The 22,032-nt window shown below is 62.4% G+C and carries 29 protein-coding genes; 17 read left to right on the forward strand and 12 right to left on the reverse strand.

The features are described from left to right. Window positions 1-4 precede the first annotated feature (4 nt). A complete protein-coding gene (locus C442_RS12050; RefSeq protein ID WP_008310810.1) occupies window positions 5-457 on the reverse strand; it encodes a peroxiredoxin in 453 nt (150 codons plus the stop codon). Window positions 458-561: 104 nt separating this feature from the next. Between C442_RS12050 and C442_RS12055 the strand changes: the two genes are divergently transcribed. From C442_RS12055 to C442_RS12095, 9 genes are all read left to right on the forward strand, one after another. Further along, window positions 562-1,212 carry an adenylate kinase gene (locus C442_RS12055; RefSeq protein WP_008310811.1) on the forward strand — a complete coding sequence of 217 codons (651 nt, stop codon included), beginning with the start codon at window positions 562-564 and terminating at the stop codon, window positions 1,210-1,212. A gap of 87 nt (window positions 1,213-1,299) precedes the next feature. Continuing rightward, the gene (locus C442_RS12060; protein ID WP_008310812.1) at window positions 1,300-2,190 is read left to right on the forward strand and encodes a DUF106 domain-containing protein; all 891 of its coding nucleotides are present in this window, start codon (window positions 1,300-1,302) and stop codon (window positions 2,188-2,190) included. A gap of 45 nt (window positions 2,191-2,235) precedes the next feature. Further along, window positions 2,236-2,814, forward strand: coding sequence for a (d)CMP kinase (gene cmk / locus C442_RS12065; RefSeq protein WP_008310814.1), 579 nt, complete (start codon window positions 2,236-2,238; stop codon window positions 2,812-2,814). Between the two features lie 4 nt (window positions 2,815-2,818). Continuing rightward, window positions 2,819-3,709, forward strand: a complete 891-nt coding sequence (locus tag C442_RS12070) for an RNA-guided pseudouridylation complex pseudouridine synthase subunit Cbf5 (RefSeq protein ID WP_008310816.1) — start codon at window positions 2,819-2,821, stop codon at window positions 3,707-3,709. A gap of 90 nt (window positions 3,710-3,799) precedes the next feature. After that, window positions 3,800-4,420 (forward strand): hypothetical protein, encoded by a 621-nt coding sequence (locus tag C442_RS12075; protein WP_008310818.1) that lies wholly within the window; start codon window positions 3,800-3,802, stop codon window positions 4,418-4,420. 43 nt (window positions 4,421-4,463) lie between these two features. Further along, on the forward strand, window positions 4,464-4,655 hold the full coding sequence (locus C442_RS12080; protein ID WP_008310820.1) for a DUF1328 family protein: 192 nt from the start codon (window positions 4,464-4,466) through the stop codon (window positions 4,653-4,655). 75 nt (window positions 4,656-4,730) lie between these two features. After that, window positions 4,731-5,417, forward strand: a complete 687-nt coding sequence (locus C442_RS12085) for a nucleotide exchange factor GrpE (protein ID WP_008310821.1) — start codon at window positions 4,731-4,733, stop codon at window positions 5,415-5,417. Window positions 5,418-5,582: 165 nt separating this feature from the next. Further along, complete coding sequence (gene dnaK, locus C442_RS12090; RefSeq protein ID WP_008310826.1) at window positions 5,583-7,487, forward strand: molecular chaperone DnaK; 1,905 nt, start codon at window positions 5,583-5,585, stop codon at window positions 7,485-7,487. A gap of 516 nt (window positions 7,488-8,003) precedes the next feature. After that, window positions 8,004-8,321 carry a DUF7344 domain-containing protein gene (locus tag C442_RS12095; protein WP_008310829.1) on the forward strand — a complete coding sequence of 106 codons (318 nt, stop codon included), beginning with the start codon at window positions 8,004-8,006 and terminating at the stop codon, window positions 8,319-8,321. Window positions 8,322-8,358: 37 nt separating this feature from the next. Here the strand turns inward: C442_RS12095 and C442_RS12100 are convergent, their stop codons facing one another. Continuing rightward, window positions 8,359-9,171: a TrmB family transcriptional regulator gene (locus C442_RS12100; RefSeq protein ID WP_049942965.1), complete on the reverse strand. Its 813-nt coding sequence runs from the start codon at window positions 9,169-9,171 to the stop codon at window positions 8,359-8,361. A 633-nt stretch (window positions 9,172-9,804) separates the two neighbouring features. Here C442_RS12100 and C442_RS12105 point away from each other — a divergent pair. Then, window positions 9,805-10,113, forward strand: coding sequence for a HalOD1 output domain-containing protein (locus tag C442_RS12105; RefSeq protein WP_008310833.1), 309 nt, complete (start codon window positions 9,805-9,807; stop codon window positions 10,111-10,113). 87 nt (window positions 10,114-10,200) lie between these two features. On the opposite strand, the gene C442_RS12110 is transcribed toward C442_RS12105, so the two are convergent. Continuing rightward, window positions 10,201-10,719 carry a hypothetical protein gene (locus C442_RS12110; protein WP_008310835.1) on the reverse strand — a complete coding sequence of 173 codons (519 nt, stop codon included), beginning with the start codon at window positions 10,717-10,719 and terminating at the stop codon, window positions 10,201-10,203. Window positions 10,720-10,830: 111 nt separating this feature from the next. Between C442_RS12110 and dnaJ the strand changes: the two genes are divergently transcribed. Next, entirely contained in the window at window positions 10,831-11,985 is a 1,155-nt protein-coding gene (gene dnaJ / locus C442_RS12115; RefSeq protein ID WP_008310836.1) for a molecular chaperone DnaJ, read from the forward strand. Here dnaJ and C442_RS12120 read toward each other — a convergent pair whose 3' ends face one another. Next, on the reverse strand, window positions 11,986-12,369 hold the full coding sequence (locus C442_RS12120; RefSeq protein ID WP_008310837.1) for a MazG-like family protein: 384 nt from the start codon (window positions 12,367-12,369) through the stop codon (window positions 11,986-11,988). Here C442_RS12120 and C442_RS12125 point away from each other — a divergent pair, their 5' ends adjacent. Together C442_RS12125 and C442_RS12130 are read left to right on the forward strand one after the other, a co-directional pair. Further along, entirely contained in the window at window positions 12,370-13,119 is a 750-nt protein-coding gene (locus C442_RS12125) for a hypothetical protein (RefSeq protein ID WP_008310838.1), read from the forward strand. Between the two features lie 170 nt (window positions 13,120-13,289). After that, window positions 13,290-13,475 (forward strand): DUF7333 family protein, encoded by a 186-nt coding sequence (locus C442_RS12130; protein WP_008310839.1) that lies wholly within the window; start codon window positions 13,290-13,292, stop codon window positions 13,473-13,475. A gap of 220 nt (window positions 13,476-13,695) precedes the next feature. Here the strand turns inward: C442_RS12130 and C442_RS12135 are convergent, their stop codons facing one another. Continuing rightward, complete coding sequence (locus C442_RS12135; protein ID WP_008310840.1) at window positions 13,696-14,445, reverse strand: hypothetical protein; 750 nt, start codon at window positions 14,443-14,445, stop codon at window positions 13,696-13,698. Between the two features lie 127 nt (window positions 14,446-14,572). Here C442_RS12135 and C442_RS12140 point away from each other — a divergent pair, with 127 nt between their 5' ends. After that, window positions 14,573-15,238, forward strand: coding sequence for a halocyanin domain-containing protein (locus tag C442_RS12140; protein WP_008310841.1), 666 nt, complete (start codon window positions 14,573-14,575; stop codon window positions 15,236-15,238). 15 nt (window positions 15,239-15,253) lie between these two features. On the opposite strand, the gene C442_RS12145 is transcribed toward C442_RS12140, so the two are convergent. Beyond that, window positions 15,254-15,784, reverse strand: a complete 531-nt coding sequence (locus C442_RS12145) for a type II toxin-antitoxin system RatA family toxin (RefSeq protein WP_008310842.1) — start codon at window positions 15,782-15,784, stop codon at window positions 15,254-15,256. A 141-nt stretch (window positions 15,785-15,925) separates the two neighbouring features. Between C442_RS12145 and C442_RS12150 the strand changes: the two genes are divergently transcribed. Together C442_RS12150 and C442_RS12155 are read left to right on the forward strand one after the other, a co-directional pair. Beyond that, window positions 15,926-16,201 (forward strand): MarR family transcriptional regulator, encoded by a 276-nt coding sequence (locus tag C442_RS12150; protein ID WP_008310844.1) that lies wholly within the window; start codon window positions 15,926-15,928, stop codon window positions 16,199-16,201. Window positions 16,202-16,329: 128 nt separating this feature from the next. Further along, a complete protein-coding gene (locus tag C442_RS12155; RefSeq protein WP_008310846.1) occupies window positions 16,330-17,403 on the forward strand; it encodes a tubulin/FtsZ family protein in 1,074 nt (357 codons plus the stop codon). A gap of 47 nt (window positions 17,404-17,450) precedes the next feature. Here the strand turns inward: C442_RS12155 and C442_RS12160 are convergent, their stop codons facing one another. The 3 genes from C442_RS12160 to C442_RS12165 form a co-directional block, all read right to left on the reverse strand. Further along, window positions 17,451-18,794 carry an alkaline phosphatase family protein gene (locus C442_RS12160; protein WP_008310848.1) on the reverse strand — a complete coding sequence of 448 codons (1,344 nt, stop codon included), beginning with the start codon at window positions 18,792-18,794 and terminating at the stop codon, window positions 17,451-17,453. Window positions 18,795-18,880: 86 nt separating this feature from the next. Beyond that, entirely contained in the window at window positions 18,881-19,006 is a 126-nt protein-coding gene (locus tag C442_RS22905) for a hypothetical protein (RefSeq protein ID WP_004593838.1), read from the reverse strand. A 131-nt stretch (window positions 19,007-19,137) separates the two neighbouring features. Further along, window positions 19,138-19,671: an inorganic diphosphatase gene (locus tag C442_RS12165; RefSeq protein ID WP_008310858.1), complete on the reverse strand. Its 534-nt coding sequence runs from the start codon at window positions 19,669-19,671 to the stop codon at window positions 19,138-19,140. A 297-nt stretch (window positions 19,672-19,968) separates the two neighbouring features. Here C442_RS12165 and C442_RS12170 point away from each other — a divergent pair, with 297 nt between their 5' ends. Beyond that, a complete protein-coding gene (locus C442_RS12170) occupies window positions 19,969-20,328 on the forward strand; it encodes a PadR family transcriptional regulator (protein ID WP_004518536.1) in 360 nt (119 codons plus the stop codon). A gap of 84 nt (window positions 20,329-20,412) precedes the next feature. Here the strand turns inward: C442_RS12170 and C442_RS12175 are convergent, their stop codons facing one another. From C442_RS12175 to C442_RS12185, 3 genes are read right to left on the reverse strand one after another with little or no spacing between them, the layout of a single operon-like run. Then, window positions 20,413-20,967, reverse strand: a complete 555-nt coding sequence (locus C442_RS12175) for a DUF7108 family protein (RefSeq protein WP_008310863.1) — start codon at window positions 20,965-20,967, stop codon at window positions 20,413-20,415. Further along, the gene (gene rnhA, locus C442_RS12180) at window positions 20,960-21,556 is read right to left on the reverse strand and encodes a ribonuclease HI (protein ID WP_008310865.1); all 597 of its coding nucleotides are present in this window, start codon (window positions 21,554-21,556) and stop codon (window positions 20,960-20,962) included. The genes C442_RS12175 and rnhA overlap by 8 nt, the downstream gene beginning before the upstream one ends. A 47-nt stretch (window positions 21,557-21,603) precedes the next feature. Beyond that, window positions 21,604-21,999, reverse strand: coding sequence for a hypothetical protein (locus C442_RS12185; RefSeq protein WP_008310867.1), 396 nt, complete (start codon window positions 21,997-21,999; stop codon window positions 21,604-21,606). Between the last annotated feature and the right edge of the window lie 33 nt (window positions 22,000-22,032).

Genomic DNA, 22,032 nt, shown 5'->3' on the forward strand with positions numbered 1-22,032 from the left:
CAGGTCAGCCGCCCTGAATGTACTCGTTGCGAGCGTCGTGGAGCACTTCCTCAGCGTGACCGTCTGGGTCCGAAAGGTCAGGGTCGTAGACGGACTTGACTTCGCCGTCGGCCAGCACGAACGTCCGGCGGTCCGTCCGGCCGCCGCTGGTGTCCAGGCCGAACGCTTCGGCCACGGTCCCGTCGGGGTCGGCCAGCAGGTCGTACAGCAGGCCTTCCGCCTCGGCGAACTCGTCGTGGGTCGCCACGTCGTCCATCGAGACGCCGTAGACGGTGATACCGCCCTCGCGGAACTGCGGGAGGTGGTCCTGAAAATCGCGGGCTTCAATGGTACAGCCGCCGGTGAAGTCCTCCGGGAAGAAGTACACCACTGTTGGCTCCTCGAAGTCAGGCGAGACTGTTTCGCCGAACTGGTTCTGTGCGCTGACCTCGGGTGCTGGCGCTCCGGGTTCGAGCATATCATCGGTTGGTCGGCGGGGCCTACACACCTTTGGGTGGCGGCAGCACGACCCGACGGCAGGATTTGGACAACCATTTAACCGACCCGGGGGATACCAGAGATATGTCGAATCCGCGAATCCTGATTCTCGGGCCGCCGGGAGCCGGCAAAGGGACCCAGAGCGCCAACCTCGCCGAGGAGTACGGCGTCGAACACATCACGACCGGAGACGCGCTCCGGGGGAACAAGGACATGGACATCAGCGACATGGACACCGAGTACGACACGCCCCGCGAGTACATGGAAGCGGGCGACCTCGTGCCGGACGCGGTCGTCAACGCCATCGTCGACGAGGCGCTCTCCCAGGCCGACGGGTTCGTACTCGACGGCTACCCGCGCAATCTCGACCAGGCCGAGGAACTGGAAGGGATGACCGAACTCGACGTGATCCTCTCGCTCGACGTGTCCCGCGAGGAACTGGTCGACCGACTCACGGGCCGGCGGGTCTGTGACGACTGCGGAACGAACTACCACGTCGAGTTCAATCAGCCCGAAGAGGACGGAGTCTGTGACGACTGTGGCGGCGACCTCATCCAGCGCGACGACGACAACGAGGAGTCCGTCCGCAACCGACTGGACGTGTTCGACGACAACACCGCACCGGTCATCGACCACTACGGGGACCACGACGGCTTCGTCGCCGTCGATGGCGAACAGACCCCCGACGAGGTCTGGAGCGAGATTCAGGACGCCGTCGACGCACAGACGGCCTGAGACGCGACGGAACCGCCGTTCGAGGCCGACATCGTCGAGACAGTCAGAGTAAAACGTTGATATGCCGTCGCACCTCAAGCACACACAATGGCACGTACCGCGCCGAAGGTAGAACGACTCGCCGAAGACGGCGAGGCAATGACTGATGCGCTCTCGACGGTACTCGCTGCGGCCGAAGAGAACGGGACCGTCACCTGGAGCGACGTGAGCGACGACCTCACGAGCGGCGAGTGGGGCCGGCTCATCGAATCCGGCCTGCTCATCGACGCCGACGGCGAGGGGTTCGTTATCGACGATCCCGAGGGCGTCCGCGAGGCACTCGAAGAGTCCGACGCCGAGCCCAGCGACGATGACGACGACAGCGGCTGGTCGAAGTGGGACAAGCTCGCCGGCCTCGGGACGCTCGGCCTGTTCGCAGGCTACTCGATGACCTCGGTCCGCGACGTTATCGCAGGCGGGGTCATCGACATTGTCCTCGGGCCGCTCAACGATATGCTTCCCTTTTATGTCGTCATCCTGGTGCTTGCGATCATCACCGGCACCACCTCGACGATTCTCCAGGACAACCTCATGGATATGTCGGGGATGGGCGACCACCAGGAGAAGATGGAGGACCTGAAAGAGCGCCGCAAAGCCGCGAAGGAACGCGACGACCAGGAGGCGCTTGACCGTCTGGAAGAGGAGCAGATGGAGCTGATGACCGACCAGATGGGGATGTTCAAACAGCAGTTCCGCCCGATGGTGTGGATCATGCTGGTCAACATCCCGCTGTTCCTCTGGCTCTACTGGATCGTCTTCGGAGCCGGCGTCGAGGCGAGCCCAGTGATCACGCTGCCCATCTTCGGTGAGGTCGAAGCGTGGCGCAACGGCGTCGCCGGCCCAGTTCAGGCGTGGATCGTCTGGTACTTCCTGTGCTCGCTGTCGTTCACCCAGATCATCCGGAAGGCGCTCAACGTCGAGACGACGCCGACCGGGTAGGCGCGAAGAGACAGCCCTTTCTATCGGGGCCTCCCGAACACCTCTATGTTGATTACCGTCTCCGGCCCGGCCGGCAGCGGCAAGAGCACACTTGCCAAGAGCCTGGCCGACGCCCTGAGCTACGAGCACGTCAGCGGCGGGGACATCTTCCGCTCGCTGGCCGAGGAACGCGGGATGACGCCGCTCGAACTGAACAAAGCAGCCGAGGAGGACGACCAGATCGACCGCGATCTGGACCGCCGGCTCCGGGATATCGCCGCCGAGCGCGACGACCTCGTACTGGAGTCCCGTCTCGCCGGCTGGATGGCGGGCGAGTACGCCGACATGAAACTGTGGCTGACCGCGCCGCTCGATGTACGCGCCGACCGCATCGCGACGCGGGAGAACAAGCCCTTCGAGCAGGCAAAGACTGAAACCCGGGAGCGCGGCGAGAGCGAGGCCCAGCGCTACAGCGACTACTACGACATCGATTTCGACGACCTCTCTATCTACGATCTGGCGGTCAACACCGCCCGCTGGGACCCGCAGGGCGTTCTGAGCGTGACCCTGCACGCCGTCGAATCGTACAGCCCCGACGGCGACGAAGGGAAGGCACCGGTCGAGAACATCCGGTACGAGTTCTGAGTCGATGACGCTCCGTGCCCCGCCCGACGACCGGGACCTGGACTCGCTTCGCTCCTTCGGCGTCGTCAACCTCGACAAGCCCCCGGGACCCTCGGCCCACCAGGTCGCGGCCTGGATTCGCGACGCCACCGGCCAGAACCGGGTCGCCCACGGCGGGACGCTCGACCCGAAGGTGACGGGCTGTCTGCCCGTGTTGCTCGGCGACGCCGCCCGGATGGCCCAGGTGTTCGACGACGCTGTCAAGGAGTACGTCACCGTGCTCGAACTCCACGACCAGGCCCCGGCCGACATCACGGACATCGTCGCCGAGTTCGAGACCGAGATTTACCAGAAGCCGCCCCGGAAGAGCGCGGTCAAGCGCCAGTTGCGCTCGCGGCGGATTCACGCGCTGGATATCCTCGAACAGGCCGAGCGCAGACTGCTCCTGCGGGTCCGCTGTGCCTCGGGGACCTACATCCGGAAACTGTGTCACGACATCGGGCTGGCGGCGGGTACGGGCGCACACATGGGCGACCTCCGCCGGACGGCGACCGGCACCTTCGACGACGCGTCGCTGTCGACGATGCACGACCTCGTCGACGCGCTAGCCTTTGCCGACGAGGGTGACGAGGGGAAACTCCGCGAGATTATCCAGCCGGCGGAGCGCGCGCTGGTCCACCTGCCGCGGGTCACGATTGCACCGAGTGCTGCTCGGGAAGTCGAAGACGGTGCGCCGGTGTATGCGCCGGGTGTCATCGAAACTGGGCCGGCCGAAGCCGGCGACGCGACGCCCGAGACGGGTTCGCAGGTTGTCTGTGTCACGCCCGACGGCACTGCGGTCTGTCTTGGAACGCTCGTCGGCGACCCGGACGCCGACAGCGGCCTCGTTGTCGAACTCGACCGCGTGCTGGTGTAGGTCGTCGTTCCGGGGCCAACGTCGATAATTCCGGGTCAGGTACTCATGAGCCGCGGGAAAAGCTAAGAACGCTTCACGCATAGTACTAGTATGGACCGATGGGTCGACCCCGACGAGGCTGACCCGGCGCAGTGGCGTGGAACAGGACCGTACGACGACCTGCGCCGGGGCGAGGAGACGGTCTCAGTGCTCGAACGCGCAAGTCGGACGCCACTGCCGTATCAGTACGAGATCGATATCCACCATGACGACGACGTCGCCGAGCAGTTCCGGTCCAGCGAATACAAACACGCACGTATCGTCTACAACAGCGGCGTTGACGCCAACCGACGGATCAAGCTCCTTACCCGCGGAGTGCTGTGGGGTGGCGACGAACTACACCAGCGGTTTCAGGCGCAGTACCGTCGACCGCCGCCACCCACTGAGACCGTTCCGTTCGGTGAGTATACCGTCTGGACCCGGTACCAGTACGGGACCATCGAGCGAACAGACGACGGACTAACGTTCACTGAGAGCGAGGCGAACCCGGACGAATCGCTCCAGGAACTCGACTGGGCGACCCTTTTCGACCCGGTCCGAGAACGGCTCGCAGAGTTGGAACTGGTCCGGAACCCCTCCTTCGCGAAATACCGCTTGAAAGAACTCGGTGAGTGGACTGCCTATCGAACGCGGTTCCAGTACGACCCCGGCGCGTTCGCCATCGGTCCCTGATTAGGGGACCTATAATAAATCGGGATGGGCGGTACACAACGTCATGAAGCACCTACTAATTGCGGTCCCGCTTCAGCCCGGTGGCGGGTTCCTCGAACTAGCGCTGCTGTTTCTCGTCCTCGCCGTCGTTGCTGGGCTGGCCGGCCTGGGGGGCATGGCGGGGCTCAGCATGCGAATAGCGAAGATACTCGTCGTCGTGTTCCTCGTCCTGATGGTCGTTAGCTTCCTCCTGTGACGCCGGCTTCGGTGGGTAGTGTCACCGCCACACCGTTTCTGAATCCTTTTATCCATGTGACGACTTCTATCGGGTATGACCGAGCAGGACGCAGCCGACGACACGGCCGCGACGGAGGAGTCGACCGCGAGCGAGGCGCAAGCGGACGGCAACGTCGACGCGGATTTCGAAGACGCCCCCGAGGACGTCACCGCAGACGAGGTTGACCTGGGCGAGTTCGACGTCGACGACGATCTGGTCGACCGGGTCGCCGAATCGGACCCCGAAGACATCGCTCGGGAACTCTCCGCGCTGCGGACGCGCGCAGACAGTCTCGAATCGCAGGTCGAACAGCAGGACGGCGACATCGAGGAGCTAGAGGAGAAGCTCAAGCGCAAGCAGGCGGAGTTCCAGAACTACAAGAAGCGGATGGACAAGCGCCGCGAACAGGAACAGAAGCGCGCCACCGAGGACCTCGTGACGCGCCTGCTCGACGTTCGGGACAATCTGGAGCGCGCGCTCGGACAGGACGAGGACACCGATATCAGGGGCGGAGTCGAGTCCACGCTCCGGCAGCTTGACGACGTGCTCGACGCCGAGAACGTGAAGGTCATCGACCCCGAGCCGGGCGGAGACGTCGACCCGACACAGCATCAGGTGCTCGCCCGCGTCGACAGCGACCAGCCGGACGGAGCCATCGCCGATGTCCACCGGCCGGGCTACGAGATGGCCGACAAAGTGCTGCGCGAGGCACAGGTAACCGTCAGCGAGAGCGAGGAGTAGCGGGCGACCACGACGGTATAGCGGTCGTATTGCGGTACATTAAATAATCACCGGTCAGGGAACGCCACCGAGTAGAAAAACGCCCGGAGGAGGCCCCTTTGTCCGTTTTTCCGATCAGTACATCTAGCAACTTTTAACCGGCCCAATCCGCTATGAGCGGGTAAGATGGCGAGCAACAAGATTCTGGGTATCGACCTTGGGACCACGAACAGCGCGTTCGCGGTCATGGAAGGTGGCGACCCCGAAATCATTGTCAACGGCGAAGGCGAGCGGACGACACCCTCTGTCGTCGCGTTCGACGACGGCGAGCGACTCGTCGGGAAACCGGCGAAGAACCAGGCAGTAAAGAACCCCGACGAGACCATCCAGTCGATCAAGCGCCACATGGGCGAGGACGACTACTCGGTCGAACTGGACGGGGAGGAGTACACGCCGGAGCAGGTCTCGGCGATGATCCTCCAGAAGATCAAACACGACGCCGAGGAGTATCTCGGCGACGAGATCGAGAAGGCCGTCATTACCGTCCCGGCGTACTTCAACGACCGACAGCGCCAGGCGACCAAGGACGCCGGGGAGATCGCCGGCTTCGAGGTCGAACGCATCGTCAACGAGCCGACCGCGGCCGCGATGGCCTACGGCCTCGACGACGAGTCCGACCAGACGGTCCTCGTGTACGACCTCGGGGGCGGCACCTTCGACGTCTCCATCCTCGACCTGGGTGGAGGCGTCTACGAGGTCGTCGCGACCAACGGGGACAACGACCTCGGTGGCGACGACTGGGACCACGCCATCATCGACTACCTCGCCGACGAGTTCGAGGCCGAACACGGCATCGACCTCCGCGACGACCGGCAGGCCCTCCAGCGGCTGACCGAAGCCGCCGAGGAAGCCAAGATAGAACTCTCCTCGCGCAAGGAGACCCGCATCAACCTCCCGTTCATCGCGACCACGGACGACGGGCCGCTGGACCTCGAACAGAAGATCACGCGCGCGAAGTTCGAGTCCCTCACCGAGGACCTCATCGAGCGCACCGTCGGCCCGACGGAGCAGGCGCTTGCCGACGCTGAATACACCAAAAGCGACATCGACGAGGTCATTCTCGTCGGTGGCTCGACGCGGATGCCCCAGGTGCAGGACCAGGTCGAGGAGATGACCGGGCAGGAGCCGAAGAAGAACGTCAACCCCGACGAGGCCGTCGCGCTGGGCGCGGCCATCCAGGCCGGCGTCCTGAGCGGCGACGTGGACGACATCGTCCTGCTCGACGTGACGCCGCTGTCGCTGGGTGTCGAGGTCAAGGGTGGTCTGTTCGAGCGGCTCATCGACAAGAACACGACCATTCCGACCGAGGAGTCGAAGATCTTCACGACCGCTCAAGACAACCAGACGCAGGTCCAGATCCGCGTCTTCCAGGGCGAGCGTGAGATTGCCGAGGAGAACGAACTGCTCGGCGCGTTCGCGCTCTCCGGCATCCCGCCGGCCCCCGCGGGCACGCCCCAGATTGAAGTGTCCTTTAACATCGACGAGAACGGGATCGTCAACGTCGAAGCCGAGGACAAGGGCTCGGGCAACAAGGAGGATATCACCATCGAAGGCGGTGCTGGCCTCTCCGACGACCAGATCGAGGAGATGCAACAGGAGGCCGAACAGCACGCCGAAGAGGACGAGCAGCGCCGCGAGCGCATCGAAGCGCGCAACGAGGCCGAAGCGTCCGTCCGCCGTGCCGAGACGCTCCTCGACGAGAACGAGGAGGAGATCGACGAAGACCTCCAGTCCGACATCGAGGCGAAAATCGAGGACGTCGAGGAAGTCCTCGAAGACGAGGACGCCACGAAGGAAGACTACGAGGAGGTCACCGAAACCCTGAGCGAGGAACTGCAGGAGATCGGCAAGCAAATGTACCAGGACCAGGCCCAGCAGGCCGCCGGCGGTGCCGCGGGCGCTGGTCCGGGCGGCGCAGCCGGGGCCGGCGGAGCCGCTGGACCAGGTGGCGCAGCAGGCGGCGCTGCAGAGCAGGGCGAGGAGTACGTCGACGCCGACTTCGAAGACGTTGATGAAAACGACGACGAGTAAGTCGTTTTCATCAGCCCGTCAGACGTAGTCTGACGACGTCGACGACGAGGACGAGGACTAACAGGACGAGGCCGAGTCGTCGGCTCGGAAGATGAGCGAAGCGATATCTTCCGGTGTTTCGAGACGTGAGCGGAGCGAACGTCTCGAAGACGAGGACGAAGAATAAGTCGTTTTCACCAGCTCGTTAGACGTGTCTGGCGGGCTCGCAACGGTGAACGGCACATATTTTTTGAGTGCCGGAAGTGCTGAAGCTGAATCCACGGGTCTGGGGAGCGTTGTCGGATTCACGAAGCGGTCGGATTGGGTCAGTAGGAGTATCTGTTCAGTACATGGCTGCGTTCCATCATGTTGAGTTGACAATCGCTGTGAGCGGGCACATCGCTGTTCCGATCCTCCTAACCAAGGAATCGGAGTATTAGTAGGGATCGCCTAGCGCAGGTAACCCTGATAATCAAAACAGTATAAGATAATGAAAATAGCGCATATATATCAGATAGTCGAGCGTACGGCCGCACAGTGAGCAACCAGAAACAGATACAAGCGCAGCGGCTGAGCACCCACCTCGACGCGGTGCGACACGAAGACCGTCGGCAGATACTCTTAGCGATACGTGACACGGAGCGGTGGCGGCCGTCCATCTCGGAGTTCGACGGCGGTCGGACACCAGTGGGCGAGCCGGCAATCCCGGCGGACCTCTATCACCGGCATCTCCCGAAGTTAGCGGAGATAGGGCTCATCGAATGGGACCGGGAGACCCACTGGGTAACACGCGGCCCGGAGTACGAGCAGGTCCGACCGCTCCTTGCGTTCCTCTCCGAGAACTACGACGAGTGAGAGATAGGGAGGGCAAAATCCCGAACTGCGTTGTTCGCTAATCCTGTTCGAGTGGCGTCATTTCCACGACGCCCTGCGAGAGGAGGCGGCGCGCGATGACGATGAGTCCGTTTCTGAGTCCGGTCGCGAAGATGGCCTGTTCGTCGCCAGTCTGCGGGTCAATTGAGCTGACGAGCATTGCCGACCGATCGACGAGCAGGAGCCGGCCGACAGCAGCGTCTTCCTTCGGTGTCATCTCGCCGCGGAGCCAGTCCAGTTCCGACAGGAACGCGGTCGCGCGTGGGATTTCCTGTTCCACGCGGTCCCGTATCGAAGTGGACCCGCTTCCGACGATAAGGTCGATATCCGAGTCGATGGAATTGAGTTGCTCGATCAGTGGCTCGGTGAGGACCGCGTCGGAACCGATGACGAGGACCACTTCGTTGGTCGTGTCGCCGATGATTGCCGCGGCACGGTTCTCGATAGCTTCGGACCCGGTGAGCGACCAGACCTCCTGTAGCTCGGCCTCGTCGTCGTCGTCGGACTCGATGCTTCCCATCTCGCGTAGCGCGGACTGGAGGCGTTCGACGCGCTCTTCGTACTGATCGCGGAGCGTTTCGGTGGCCTCGGAGAGCGGGACGGCCCGGAACTGCTGGGGACTGGAATGCTGGACCTCGACCAGCCCCTTCGCTTCGAGAATCCGGACGGCGTCGTAGACCCGCGTTCTCGGGACCTCCGTCACCTCGCTCAGTCCCTTCGCTGTACCGCTGGACATCCGAGAGAGTCCGACAAAACATTTCGCCTCATACTCTTTCAGGCCCAACTCCTGGAGTAAACTTACTGCTTCTTCGTGTGTTGCATCAGATGTCATGTGTCCCAACCTTCATCTCGGTGGAAGCCGAGGATGTGTAGAGAGATGACGCCCACAGGTAAAAGACGTTGTTACTGTAACACTGTCGGCTCTCGTCTCAGTGAGCGTTGTTCGACGAACGATCCATAGCGTATTGTGACTGAAGGAGCCTCCAGCGGTTGTAATCGACGATCTGCGTCGAAGTTATTTCAACGTGACATCTATGTTTACTCAATTAATCACACAACTGTTATACATGGGTCCTGACTATGAGTAGTTGGCACGCAGCAATCTATGTGTCCCAACCACATCTGCTGCGTGCTATTTTCAAAAGATCGGTCCGACAGGCTCTGAGCGGCGCGTCCAGAACGTGGTTTCCCCGAAGCAGATCGCTGTAAGATGGAACTCAGCAGTCATCTCGCTGCCCGTATTTCGACCCCAGTGTTCACTCTCGGTGGAAACAGTTCACTCCGAAAAGCAAGTTCATCGGATAGCTATTGTATCAGCCTACGGTTATAAAATGTAACCAATACCGTGTATTCACAGACATGTAACCGGTGTTCACTCCGATATTAGATAGCTGTATTATACATCACATATCCAACTGATGAATTGACAGTAGAATTAATATGATAGATAGACATATTTCCAGTAATGAGTGGGTCCGACAGGCGGCCCGACCGGACATCTGACGACCCGGACACCCTCCACGCGGAGTTCGACTGGGACGTTGTCTCACCGTCAGTCGCAGTGATGCAAACGGTCGCGACCGCGGCTGACCGAGAGGCCATAGAGCTATCGCCCCTCATCGAAACGCTCGATCCGGACGCGCTTGACGAGCTATTTGTCCATGCGTCAGGTCCGGACAGAGCCGTTTCGCTCTCGTTTCAGCTGGACGACTACGCTGTGACCGTGACCGGATCTGGGGACGTGTATGTCCGCACCGGGCCCGTCCGTTCGTGACCGTTTGCAGGACAGGCACACCACCGACGGCGGCCGGTGACGCTTCCCGGAGACGCTCTAGCGGGCCCGCCTGTGAGGTGCAAACAGTCAGCCAGTCTCGTTACCGAGCGTCACTGTGTCGAGCGTCGTCGTCCGCTCGCCCGGCGCGCCAAGTGGCCGACCGGTCCAGCGAACCGCAACGGTATCGCCGCTGTCGAGGAAGAAGCCGACGGAGACGTCGCCGTCGAGGTAGTTACCGTCGCCGTCCGAGTCCACGCGCGGGTCGTCAAGAACGATTGTATCGTCAGATTCGACGGGTAGCTGGTCCGCCCCGGCCCACGTCAGCGTGGTCGAGCGGTTCCGGTCGGCGTCGGTGACGACGAGTGTCAGCGCGTGCGTGCTGGTGTCCGTGAGTCTGTCCCCGCCGGCGTGGGTAAGCGTGACCGCCCCTGCCTCGGCGTCGAACTGGCCGTCGATGGTGACCGACGGGGACGCCGTCCGCAGGTCCGCGCCGGGGCCGACGACGAGTGCGGCCAGCCCGACAACGGCCAGCGCCGCGAGCCCCCAGACTGCGACTCGCTCGACCGTGACGAGACCCCGGTGACCACGCGACGACTCAAGATTCATTGCCCGAATCCTCCCCCGGCACGGAAATAAGCGCCCCGGTACGGGTCGAACACTACTAGTCGGCAACCCGTTCTTTTGAAGTAGCTCAATCGTCTAAGCCTCGTACAACGAATGAGTCAGGATTTCTACGAGATACTGGGTGTCTCTCGGGACGCCTCCGAAGACGAGATCAAGGAGGCTTATCGAGAGAAAGCCCGGGAATACCACCCGGATGTGAGCGACGACCCCGACGCCGAGGAGAAGTTCAAGCAGGCGAAAAAGGCCAAAGAGGTCCTCACCGACGAGGAGAAGCGCCAGATGTACGACCAGATGGGTCACGAGCGCTTCGAGCAGGCTGAGAAGCGTGGCGGCGCTGGCGGTGGCGGCGGCCGCGGCGGCATGGGCGGGGACCCGTTCGGCGGCGGCGCTGGCGGCTTCGATATGCAGGATATCTTCGACCAGTTCTTCGGCGGCGGTGGCCGCGGCGGCCGTGGCGGCAGCCGACGGCGACAGGGCCAGGACCTCCAGACCCGACTGGAGATCGACCTCGAAGAGGCCTACGACGGCGCGACGAAGCAGCTGAACGTCACCCGGCCGGAAGCCTGCGACGACTGTGACGGGGCCGGGCATCCGCCGGGAGCCGACTCCGAAACCTGTCCCGAGTGTAACGGCCAAGGCCAGACGACGCAGGTCCAGCAGACGCCGATGGGACGGGTTCAGCAGACGACGACCTGCCGCCGGTGTGACGGCGAGGGGACGCTGTACGACGAGACGTGCTCGACCTGTCGGGGCAACGGCGTCGTCCAGAACGACGCGAGCCTCGAAGTCGAGGTCCCGGCCGGCATCGCCAACGGGCAGACGCTCCGGATGGAGCGCGAGGGCGCACCCGGCGAGAACGGCGGCCCGAACGGCGACCTGCTCATCGAGGTGAGCGTTCGGGACCACCCGGACTTCGAGCGCGACGGCGACGACCTGCAACACCAGCAGGCCATCTCGTTTCCGCAGGCCGTCTTCGGCGACACTATCACCGTCCCGACGCTGGACGGCGAAGTTGAGGTCGACGTGCCCAGCGGCACCCAGAGCGGCGAAGTGTTCCGACTGGAGGGCAAAGGAATGCCGCGACTCCGCCGACGCGGCAAGGGTGACCTCTACGTACAGGTGCAGGTCGTCACGCCCGACAGCCTCAACGCCGAACAGAAGGAGGCCCTCGAACAGTTCGCGGAGGCCGGTGGCGAGGAGGTCGACGTCGAGGAAGGCTTCTTCGAGAAACTGAAGAACTCGCTGTAGTCAGTCGCCACTCGCCGGCGTCCCGTCTGAGCCGGACTGACCCTCGTATTTCGCCAGCGCCGCCGAAAGCGCAGCGTCAGCGTCGACATCAAGTTGTTCACACAGCGCGAGCAGTGCGAACAGGGCGTCGCCGAGTTCGTCCTCCCGTAGCGACAGCGCCGTCGAGTCGGTACCGTAGCCGGTCGTTTCGTTGACTTCGGCCGCGATGTCGCCGAGTTCGGCCACCACATCGAGTAGCCGGTAGGCTGGCGGCGTGTCGATATCGTTGTGCCTGAGCACGTCGGCGACTTGTTGTTGCCTTTTCATTTCTAGAGCGTGGAGGAGGCCACTTATATCGGCTTTGTGGCCGCGCTGTTTTTCATCGGCGGGGCCGAACGACGACACATGCAGGTACTCGGTGACCTTGTCGCGCAGGCCCGCGACCGCGACGGTGTTCTCTTTCGCTCGCCGGAGCGGTCGACACCGTACAGCTACTCCGATTTCGCCACGAACGCCTGGAAAGGCGGGAATCTGCTGCGGCACTACGGCGTCCGGCATGGGACGCGGGTCGCCGTCGTCGTCGGCCCGAAAGAGCCGACCGACGAAGATCGGCCGGGCTACCTTCGGGATGCGCCGGACGCACTGCTTGCCTTCCTCGCGGCCGCACTCGACGGCGCGGTCGTCGATATGGACCCGCCGAATGCGGTCGATGCGACAGCACTGGTCGCACCAGCGGCATGGCTCGACCGCTACACGCAGGGGCCGGGAACGAAGGGATTAGCGTACGGCGGCCCAGTCGATGATCCCACCATCGCTCAGTTCGAGCGGGAGCTGTGGAGCGAGAACCCGCTCCAGCCGCCGGGCGAAGTCGCGCCCGAGGACGACGTGCTGGCGGCCGACAGAACGTACACACACGGCGAACTCATGGCCGAGAGCGGTCGTGTCGTCGCTGACTACGACATCGACGCGGAGACGACTGTCGCGCTCCGGGCACCGATGACGACTGCGGGTGCAGTGGTCGCCGGACTGCTCGCACCGATGCGGGCCGGTGCGACGGTGGTGTTCGGTGGCGACGAGACCGCGGACATCGCTGTCGCCGATGGAGATGCACCGGAAGAAACCGTTGTTCGGCCGGGCGACGCAACGCCGTCGTAGTGCCTGTTAGACGACCGTAACCGGTGTGCTCAGTGGGTACGCGGTACTCGCCGTGTTGGTGCGGATGAGGAGCGCACTGGGATCGAACACGAGCGGAACCGCTAGTCAGTCAGCTGACCAGACGCTTTTGCTTTCTTAAAGAATTTATTTGTCCGGCTACAAGGGAAAGTATGGATTTTGACTTCGCGACCGCAGTAGCCCCACTCGTTGTAATTGTCGCCGTCGCGACGGTGGCACTCACGTTTATGATGGGTCGCTCGACAGTGTTTATGATGGTGCTACCCTCGATGATCGTATTCTCGGTCGTTGCGTTCTTCTTCGGGATGAAACACGGCGAGTTCCGCGCCAGTCCGTAGCAGTCCGGTCCACACGGTCCGCGAGATCAAGTTGCCGCACTCCCGAATTGCTTCGGTTCTAGTCCTCCCGGTTACCGGTACTGCCGCGTGTCGACTTATTTAGGCTGTGTGAGGACGCTCCTGTCAGCGGACTCTGTTTCACGGCGTCCGGCAAGTGCCTCATCGGATTCCATTCCGGTCAGTCACTGGATCCGGGGTCGTCTAAACGTTGGCTTTGCGGTTACTCTGTCGGTCGGACGAAGTCCGCAAGCGTCACCAGTAGCCCGAGCACCCACCCCAGCGGGATGGAGATGCCGAGCCAGATGATGACGTAGGCGATGCCTTCCCGCTCGAAGTTCTCGATGAAGAACTCCGCGACACCGACAGCGGCCAGCACCTCGTAGAGGAACCACCGGGACAACGAGTCGCTCGCGGGAATGACGACCGAGGCGACGGTCGTCGAGTACAGCGCTGCGACGACAGGCGGCAGGAAGATGGCCGTCATGGCGAACGGATACGCCAGCGCGACTGTCGTCCCGCGGCCGCCGACCCGCCGGAACGTGACAGCCAGTGCGGCCGACAGCGTCGCAACGCCGCCGGCGACAACGACGGCGGTGAACCCACCCGACACGAGGTCGATACTCCCCGGTTCGAGTCGCGCGAGAGCCGCCAGGCCACCCCAGGCGACGACGGAGAGTAGAACGACGCCGACGACGCCCAGGCGGGTCGCCGTGCCGTCGATGCGACGGGTCTGGTAGCGCAGGACGACGCCACACAGTACCAGCGGATACACCAGCGCGATGACTGGGACCCCGAGCGCAGACCAGAGGCGATAGAGGGCCAACCCGACCGAGGAGTCCGGCGTCCACGTCCCGAGGACGGTGTCGTTAGCGTTTCGCTGACGTGGATACACGAGTTCCATCCACGTTTCGTGTAATCTATTGAGGTCGATACGGATCCCGCCGACGACCCCGTGGCTTCCGGTAGACATACCGGTGATTTCGTTCTACCGGCGTTAAATGTTTCACGGCAGCCGTGGCTGTTGTGATATGCTGTGAAGAGTACTGCCCCGATTCGAAACCGACATATTCAGGACGGGGAGTCACAAACGGTCAGGTATGACAGACGGTAGAGCGGACGTGTCCCGTCGGGGCTTCCTGCGGACGGCGGCAGGGGCCACGGCTGCGTCGGCCGCAGCAGGCACCGCGACCGCACAGGAAGGCACCGAAGGCGGCGACGGTGGCGGAGGCGGCGGCGAGCCGGACTACGGTGGTTTCCTGGATCAAGTCGGGAACTTCGACGGGTCGACCGTCGATGAGACCGGGAAGGACACAGTGACCGTCGAAGTCGGTGTACAGGCCAACGGTGGCGCGTACGGGTTCGGTCCGGCTGCCGTCCACGTCGACAACGGCGCGACCGTCCAGTTCGAATGGACGGGCGAAGGCGGCGGCCACAACGTCGTCTCGGACGGCGACGGCCCGCTGGACTCCGGCAGTACGACTTCCAGTGCCGGCGTCAACTACGAGCACACCTTCGAGGAAGACGGCATCTACCCCTACGTCTGCGTGCCACACGAAGGACTCGGGATGAAGGGGGCCGTCGTCGTCGGGACGGACTACCCGACGAAGTCCTCCGGCGGCGGTGGTGGCGAGAGTGCCGGCCCGCCGGAAGTGCCAAACAGCGCGAAAACGCTCGGCGTCGCAACCTCGTTCGTGATGGTCGCGACGCTCGGACTCGCGTACTTCTTCATCCGGTACGGCGGCGACTACGAGACGCCCGAGTAACGCGCCGTCGCCGCGTTACACCGAATCCGGACCGGCGTGAATCTTCAGGTCGACGTCCCGTTCCTGCCCTTCGAGGTCCTCGACGACGCGTTCGACGATTTTGGTCGCCTCTTTGCGGATGAGCGGCTTGACTTTCTCGATGACCCAGTCCATCGAAACGAGTCGGGGGAGGTCGACGGCATTGTCCGAGGCCGACCCGGGGTCGAACGCGACGTGAAACCGCACCCGTGACGCCGTCTCCACGTCCGCCGGGACGCCGTCCGGGTCAGGCTCGACTGCCCAGTACCCTTCGGCGTCGATGTCCTTGACGATCCGCCAGTCGATGCGCGTCGGCGGCGAAACATCAGTCACCGCCGACCGAGCGGTGTAGGAGAGCTTCCACCACGAAAACACGAGGTCGTAGTTCGTCCCCGGCGAGCCGTCGCCGTCCTGTACCACGCGGTCGAGATACTCCGAGTATCGTGCGTAGCCCGGAAAGTCCAGCAGAAACTCGTAGACCTCTTCGGGTGGGACGTACACGACCGTGCTGACCTCGACTTCGTCCACGTCTGTGACACCGGATGTACCGAAGGTAAACTTTCGGGCTGGACCCCCGGCCGTGGCCGCGTTTTTTGCCGAAACATTTCTACAGAGCATAATTACGAACAGAAAATATTATCATCCTGTATTGGATACAGAGGAAGTACCATGAGTGCATCCGATATCCAGTCCGCTGATACCGACAGCGAGCACGAGACCAGCGGGTGGGACGCCGTCCGCGATCTCCCGCCGAGCGCGAAACTCGTCGCGAAAGTCCTGGAGTACAACGACACCCTCACTCAGAGCCAACTCGCCGAGGAGACGCTGCTGCCACCGCGGACGGTCCGGTACGCCCTCTCCCGCCTCGAAGACGTCGGTGTCATCGATTCCCGGTTTTCGTTCTCCGACGCCCGCAAGCGGATCTACACGCTCCGGGTCGAGTAGCCACCCGACACGCCTCACGTCGAGTAATCGAACCCCGTATTCCGCGCCAAGAACCGTTTCACCGCTCCTTGTCGCCCGTTGACAGTGTGAGGACAACGTTGATTAGTCAGCCTCACAAGACATCTGATATGAAAGTCGTCCTGATTGGTGTCGGGCAGGCTGGTGGGAAAGTAACCCAGTCGCTTGCCCAGTTCGATTACGACATGGGGTTCGACGCTGTCCGGGGGGCCCTCGCCGTTAATACGGCGCGAGCCGACCTCCAGAACCTCGATATCGACACGGCCCTCATCGGACAGGACCGCGTGAAAGGTCACGGCGTCGGCGGTGACAACGAACTCGGGGCCCAGATCATGCAGGAGAACGCCACCGAGGTGCTCGACGAACTCGATGGGCGCATCACGACCGAGGCCGAGGCCATCGTCGTCGTCGCCGGACTCGGCGGTGGCACTGGCTCCGGCGGCGCACCGATGCTCGCCCGCGAACTCAAGCGCATCTACGAGAAGCCGGTGTACGTCCTCGGCATCCTCCCCGGCCGGGACGAAGGCGGTCTGTACCAGGCGAACGCCGGTCGCTCGCTCAAGACCGCCGCCCGCGAGGCCGATTCCCTCCTCCTCGTCGACAACGACGCCTGGCGGGGCAGCGGCGACAGCGTCGCTGCCGGGTTCGAACGCGTCAACGACGCTATCTCCCAGCGCGTCGGCCTGCTGTTTGCTTCCGGCGAGGCTGTCGAGGGAGTCGGTGAGAGCGTCGTCGACTCCTCGGAGATCATCAACACGCTCAGGGGCGGCGGTATCGCCTCCATCGGCTACGCCAGCGCCGAGGCCAGCGAGGACGCCGGTGAGAACGTCAACACCATCACCAGCGTCACCCGGAAAGCCCTCCTCACGAGCATGAGCCTGCCCAACGCGGTCAAGGCCGACTCGGCCCTCCTCGTCGTCGCGGGCGACCCCGAACGCCTCTCGCGGAAGGGCGTCGAACGAGCGCGCCGCTGGGTGGAAGACCAGACCGGGAGCATGGAGGTCCGGGGCGGGGACTTCCCGCTCGGCTCCGACAAAATCGCGTCGCTCATCGTTCTTTCGGGCGTCGAACGGTCCGAGCGGGTCGACGAGTTCATGAAGCGCGCCCGCGAGGCGGCTGACTCCCAGGGCGGGACGACCGACCCGGACGAGTTCACAAACGACAAACTGGACGGACTGTTCTAAGCTGTTTTCGGCGCAGATACCGGAATCGATCGACTGAGACGGCAGCCTCAGGCGAGGCTGCTACCGTCGAACTTCGCGCGGTCGAAGTCGTGGTCGAGCAGGTCGAGAACGGTCGGCGCGATGTCGTAGAGATCGGCGTCTTCGATGCGAACGTCCGGGTCATCGACCAGAAGCGTCGCGTTGTCGAAGCTGTGCATCCCGTTTCGCGGTCCGACGCCGAAAACGTCCTCGGAGCCTTTGAATCCGGCTTTCAGGTCGAAGCCGTGGTTCGGGACGACGGTGAGATCCGGCGCGATGTCGTCGTGGTCGCCGCGGAAGGCGTCTTCCTTGGTCACGACACGGTCGGCGACCTTCTTGCCGTCCGGGCCTTCAAGCGATTCGAGTTTCTCCTTGAGATCCGCACGAACGGACTCGTACTCGGATTCGGGAACGCTGCCGTTCGGCTCCCGGCCCTCTAAGTTGATGTAGAACCGTCCTGGGATGAGCGAGTACGCCTTGGTGTCCTCGCTGATATCGCCGAGTTCGGAGTGGTCGTCGGTCGCGTAGTCGAGCCACCCTTCCTCCTGGAGCCACTCGTTGAAGTGGACTTCGTAGTCAAGGGAAGTGAAACCGTGGTCCGAGGCAACGACCATCGTCACGTCGTCGGGGAGTCGGTCGCGCAGGTCGCCGAGATAGGCGTCGACCTGCTTGTAGAACTCGAAGAACGCCTCCTGGTTCTCGCCGTCGCGCTCGTAGTCTTTGAACAGGAAGTGGTTGACACGGTCAGTGGTCATGAACACCCCGAAAAACAGGTCCCAGTCGTCCTGCTCGACATAGTGTTTGAACGCTTCGTAGCGTTTTTCCAGCGTCTTGTGGGCGTCCTCGACGAAGTCGCTCTTGTCGTCGTCGTGGCCGAGTTTGGCGTTGACGTCGATCCGGTAGTCGCTGTCCTGAAGGTGGTCCCGGAGTTCGTCCGGGTAGGCGGCCTTGTCCACGCCCGGTGAGAGGAAGCCCGACACCATCCGCTGGACGTTCCGCTGTGGCGGGAAGGTGACCGGCACGTTCAGAACCGTGGCATTGCGGCCATCGTCGGTGACGCGGTCCCACAGGCGCGTCGCCTGCACGTCACGCCCCATCGGGACGTAGGTGTCGTAGGAGCCGACCTCGCGGTCCTGGAAGCCGTAGACGCCCGTTTGTCCGGGGTTAACGCCGGTCGTCAGCGCCGGCCAGCAGGCGCTAGACTCGGGCGGAACGATGCTGTCGATGGGGCCGGCGCTTCCGTCCGACGCCATCTCCGTGAGGTTCGGGAACACGTCGGGGTGTTCGTCGATGAGGCTAAACGGTACGCCGTCAATGCCGAAGAAGGCAACACGCGGTGCGTCGTCGCCCTTCAATCGGTCGAATAATCCCATACGACCCGTTAGTCAGGTCAGGAACAAGAAACTTCTTTTCGGAGCCGCGTCACCGAAAGCGGCAAAACCATCGATACAGCCCACGATCAGGACGACTGGTCCGCGTTCTCCGGGACCACGGTCAGATGTGCGATTCCGGGTGTCGACCGCCGCTCGACTCGCGGAACGACAGTCGTGTGGTCCAGCGCCGCGTCGGTGTCATCAGTAGCCATACACGTATCGATAGTGGTTACACGGGCAAAAAATTACCCATGCTCATACATAATCGGAGACACCTGCCGGTATTACTTCTGGAAATACGGCGGCGGTGGAACAAAACCGCAAAAATGTGGTCCCGGAAGCGTCAGTTGAACTCTTCGTCGTACAGTTCCTGGGCGTGGACGATAGCGTCCTTTGCAGCTTCTTTGTCCTCCCAGCCCAGCGTTTCGACTTCTTTGCCTTCTTCGAGGTTCTTGTAGGTCGAGAAGAACTCGTCAATCTCGTCGAGGGTCTGCTGCGGGATGTCGTCGAGGTCCTCGATGTGGTCGTAACGCGGGTCCTCGACCGGAACTGCGATGACCTTATCATCTTGCTCGCCGTCGTCGTCCATCTTCATCAGGGCCACGGGGCGGGCTTCGATGACACAGCCGGGGAACGTCTGGTCTTCGACGAGGACTAACACGTCGAACGGGTCCTCGTCGTCGTAGTACGACTGCGGAATGAAACCGTAGTCAGACGGGTAGTGAACGTTCGAGTGGAGAACACGGTCGAGGACGACACCAGGGATGTCCTTCTCGTATTCGTACTTGTTACGCTCGCCTTTCAGGCACTCGACGACAGCGTAGATCTCTTCGGGCGGGTTCGGTCCGGTTTCCAGGTCTTCCCAGAGGTTCGTCATCACCGGCGACTGCGCGACGCCGTCAAAAAATCTTTTCGTAATAGCCACAGCTATTGGGTATTATGCGCTATATAACCCAATAATATCTAACTATAGATATATTCTTAGATTACACTTACTACCTGTAAACGACAATCTGAAAGCAGATTAATCGGAAACTCAATTTAACTGAATCCACATAATATAAATTTCTCGATATTATTGTACCTGCTAGTTGTGTGGTGGTTAATGCCCCACAGCAGGCGTTGTGCGCCAGAGTTAACAAGTGTTAAATAGCTTGCTGACATTTACCCAACTATGTCAGAGGCACAAACAGTTACTGACAGTCCGGGCATCGCAAAAGAGCTTACCGCTTTTCAGCAGAATATCCTGGTAATACTCGCTGAAGAGCCGCGGTATGGTCTCGCTATCAAGCGCGAACTAGAAGAATACTACGACGACGAAGTCAACCACGGTCGCCTGTACCCGAACCTCGACGACCTCGTCGAGATGGGCCTCGTCGAGAAGAGCGAACTCGACAAGCGAACGAACCAGTACTCCCTGACCGAGTCGGGCAAGGACGCAGTCCTCGACCAGCTCGGATGGGTGTTCGGAAAGTTCATCTCCGATGACGGTCGAGCCGACGAACTCCGTGACCTGATCGCGGCGCAGCAGTAGACTCGCATCTGGGCACCTGCGAACTACTGTTAATCAATTCTTAATGCGAACCAAACGCTGACTACCGGCGGGTATACCGAACGGTTACGCGTCGGGGACGCGGCCACCGGCTTCTTCCACAGTGAGACGGATCGACTGGTCGAGGGCCGACTGTTGTTCCGCAGTTGGCCACGCGTTCCGTCGGACGTAGTCGTCCCGAAACTCCTGAATTTCGTCCGGTGTCGCCTCCGAGATGGGCTTCGCGTAGTGGTTACCCATGAAATCGGCGAGCAGTTCCGCGTTGGCGCCGTGTGTCTCACCGTGTGCTTCGGTCACAGCTTCGACGACGGCTCGGTTTGCAGCGTCGATTTCCGCCCACTCGTCCGGGTCGCCGGGACCCGAAAGCCGTATCTCGACGCCACGGTCGATGTCGTCGACCCGCTCCGGACGGATGACGCCGTCATCGACCCATTCGACGGGATGGCAGACGAGCACGTCACCCGTCTCGTCGTTCCTGATGCGGGCAGTGTAGTCGTATTCGGCGAGGATTTCGTCTCGTTCGGTCCTGTAGGCGCCGGCCTCAGCATCGTCGACCGCCTCGCGAGCGAGTCTGGTCAGCCGTTCGGCCCGTTCGGTCACGTCTGTCGGCAGGTCAGTCATCGTCGAGTGCGTCGTTTGCTAGTTCGTCCGCACGGTCGTTTATTTCCCGCGGAACGTGCTCGATCTGCCAGTCGTCGAAGTCGGTCAGCAGTTCGCGCACGCGGACACGGCTTTCGCGCAGGTCTGGGTCGTTCGTATCCCACTCGCCACGGACCTGTTTGACGATAAGCTCTGAGTCACCCCGAATGTGGACATCGTCGAATCCGTAATCGCGTGCGACTTCGACCGCGCGGATGAGCGCTTTGTACTCCGCCTGATTGTTCGTCGCCGTGCCGATCGTCTCCCCGCCTTCCGCGACGATTCCGCTGTCGTCGACCAGTACGTAGCCGACCGAGGCCGGTCCCGGGTTGCCCCGCGATGCGCCGTCAAAATACGCATGGACGCGACCGCCGTCATCGCCGCGCAATAGCGCCTCGAGTTGTGCAGTCCCCTCACCCTGTACGACGACTTTTCCGTCGTAGGCGACCGCCGTCGCGCCGCCGTATTCGACGCGCCAGCGCTCGTGGTCGGTGTTTCCCTGTTGAATGTCGAGCCCCGCATCCGCCAGACGCTCGCGGGCCGTCGTCTCGTCGCATTCGATGACCGGCATTGTCCGAGGGTGACTGACCCGTCGGTATAGACGTTGTGGTCGGCCGGTCAGTTTCCGGCGTTTCTGCTGATTCGCTCGGCACCGGTCTGTCGACCCTCTTCACCGCCGAGTACCCGACCGAGAACACCGACCAGCCCGCCGACGGTGACAACGGCGCCGGCGGCGAACATTATCGACAGGATTGGGTCGACGGGTTCGATGAGGATGGGTGAGAGAAACAGGACAATCCCGGACAGTATGGCTATCGCCGCTGCAACGGGGCTTACCTGTTTCCCTGACGAGACGCGGTAGGTGGAGTGTGCGAGCGTGAGGGCCGCGAGTTCCCCGACGAGAAGGTTGACGAGCGCCTGCTGGTACGCGACGGGAATGACAGCAGAGACGAATACGACGACCATGCTGACCAGCGTCGCGCCGAGCAGGAACCACTTCGTTGTATCTACCATGATTTATATCACCTGTTGTTACTCAATCCAACC

Source organism: Haloarcula amylolytica JCM 13557 (assembly GCF_000336615.1).
GTDB classification, from domain to species: Archaea; Halobacteriota; Halobacteria; order Halobacteriales; family Haloarculaceae; genus Haloarcula; species Haloarcula amylolytica.

Excerpts from the sequence above, each read along its gene's own strand:
- C442_RS12050 (WP_008310810.1), bottom strand. The coding sequence starts at position 457 with ATGCTCGAACCCGGAGCGCCAGCACCCGAGGTCAGCGCACAGAACCAG.
- C442_RS12055 (WP_008310811.1), top strand. The coding sequence starts at position 562 with ATGTCGAATCCGCGAATCCTGATTCTCGGGCCGCCGGGAGCCGGCAAA.
- C442_RS12060 (WP_008310812.1), top strand. The coding sequence starts at position 1,300 with ATGGCACGTACCGCGCCGAAGGTAGAACGACTCGCCGAAGACGGCGAG.
- cmk (WP_008310814.1), top strand. The coding sequence starts at position 2,236 with ATGTTGATTACCGTCTCCGGCCCGGCCGGCAGCGGCAAGAGCACACTT.
- C442_RS12070 (WP_008310816.1), top strand. The coding sequence starts at position 2,819 with ATGACGCTCCGTGCCCCGCCCGACGACCGGGACCTGGACTCGCTTCGC.
- C442_RS12075 (WP_008310818.1), top strand. The coding sequence starts at position 3,800 with ATGGACCGATGGGTCGACCCCGACGAGGCTGACCCGGCGCAGTGGCGT.
- C442_RS12080 (WP_008310820.1), top strand. The coding sequence starts at position 4,464 with ATGAAGCACCTACTAATTGCGGTCCCGCTTCAGCCCGGTGGCGGGTTC.
- C442_RS12085 (WP_008310821.1), top strand. The coding sequence starts at position 4,731 with ATGACCGAGCAGGACGCAGCCGACGACACGGCCGCGACGGAGGAGTCG.
- dnaK (WP_008310826.1), top strand. The coding sequence starts at position 5,583 with ATGGCGAGCAACAAGATTCTGGGTATCGACCTTGGGACCACGAACAGC.
- C442_RS12100 (WP_049942965.1), bottom strand. The coding sequence starts at position 9,171 with ATGACATCTGATGCAACACACGAAGAAGCAGTAAGTTTACTCCAGGAG.
- C442_RS12105 (WP_008310833.1), top strand. The coding sequence starts at position 9,805 with ATGAGTGGGTCCGACAGGCGGCCCGACCGGACATCTGACGACCCGGAC.
- C442_RS12110 (WP_008310835.1), bottom strand. The coding sequence starts at position 10,719 with ATGAATCTTGAGTCGTCGCGTGGTCACCGGGGTCTCGTCACGGTCGAG.
- dnaJ (WP_008310836.1), top strand. The coding sequence starts at position 10,831 with ATGAGTCAGGATTTCTACGAGATACTGGGTGTCTCTCGGGACGCCTCC.
- C442_RS12125 (WP_008310838.1), top strand. The coding sequence starts at position 12,370 with ATGCAGGTACTCGGTGACCTTGTCGCGCAGGCCCGCGACCGCGACGGT.
- C442_RS12130 (WP_008310839.1), top strand. The coding sequence starts at position 13,290 with ATGGATTTTGACTTCGCGACCGCAGTAGCCCCACTCGTTGTAATTGTC.
- C442_RS12135 (WP_008310840.1), bottom strand. The coding sequence starts at position 14,445 with ATGTCTACCGGAAGCCACGGGGTCGTCGGCGGGATCCGTATCGACCTC.
- C442_RS12140 (WP_008310841.1), top strand. The coding sequence starts at position 14,573 with ATGACAGACGGTAGAGCGGACGTGTCCCGTCGGGGCTTCCTGCGGACG.
- C442_RS12150 (WP_008310844.1), top strand. The coding sequence starts at position 15,926 with ATGAGTGCATCCGATATCCAGTCCGCTGATACCGACAGCGAGCACGAG.
- C442_RS12155 (WP_008310846.1), top strand. The coding sequence starts at position 16,330 with ATGAAAGTCGTCCTGATTGGTGTCGGGCAGGCTGGTGGGAAAGTAACC.
- C442_RS12160 (WP_008310848.1), bottom strand. The coding sequence starts at position 18,794 with ATGGGATTATTCGACCGATTGAAGGGCGACGACGCACCGCGTGTTGCC.
- C442_RS22905 (WP_004593838.1), bottom strand. The coding sequence starts at position 19,006 with ATGGCTACTGATGACACCGACGCGGCGCTGGACCACACGACTGTCGTT.
- C442_RS12165 (WP_008310858.1), bottom strand. The coding sequence starts at position 19,671 with ATGACGAACCTCTGGGAAGACCTGGAAACCGGACCGAACCCGCCCGAA.
- C442_RS12170 (WP_004518536.1), top strand. The coding sequence starts at position 19,969 with ATGTCAGAGGCACAAACAGTTACTGACAGTCCGGGCATCGCAAAAGAG.
- C442_RS12175 (WP_008310863.1), bottom strand. The coding sequence starts at position 20,967 with ATGACTGACCTGCCGACAGACGTGACCGAACGGGCCGAACGGCTGACC.
- rnhA (WP_008310865.1), bottom strand. The coding sequence starts at position 21,556 with ATGCCGGTCATCGAATGCGACGAGACGACGGCCCGCGAGCGTCTGGCG.
- C442_RS12185 (WP_008310867.1), bottom strand. The coding sequence starts at position 21,999 with ATGGTAGATACAACGAAGTGGTTCCTGCTCGGCGCGACGCTGGTCAGC.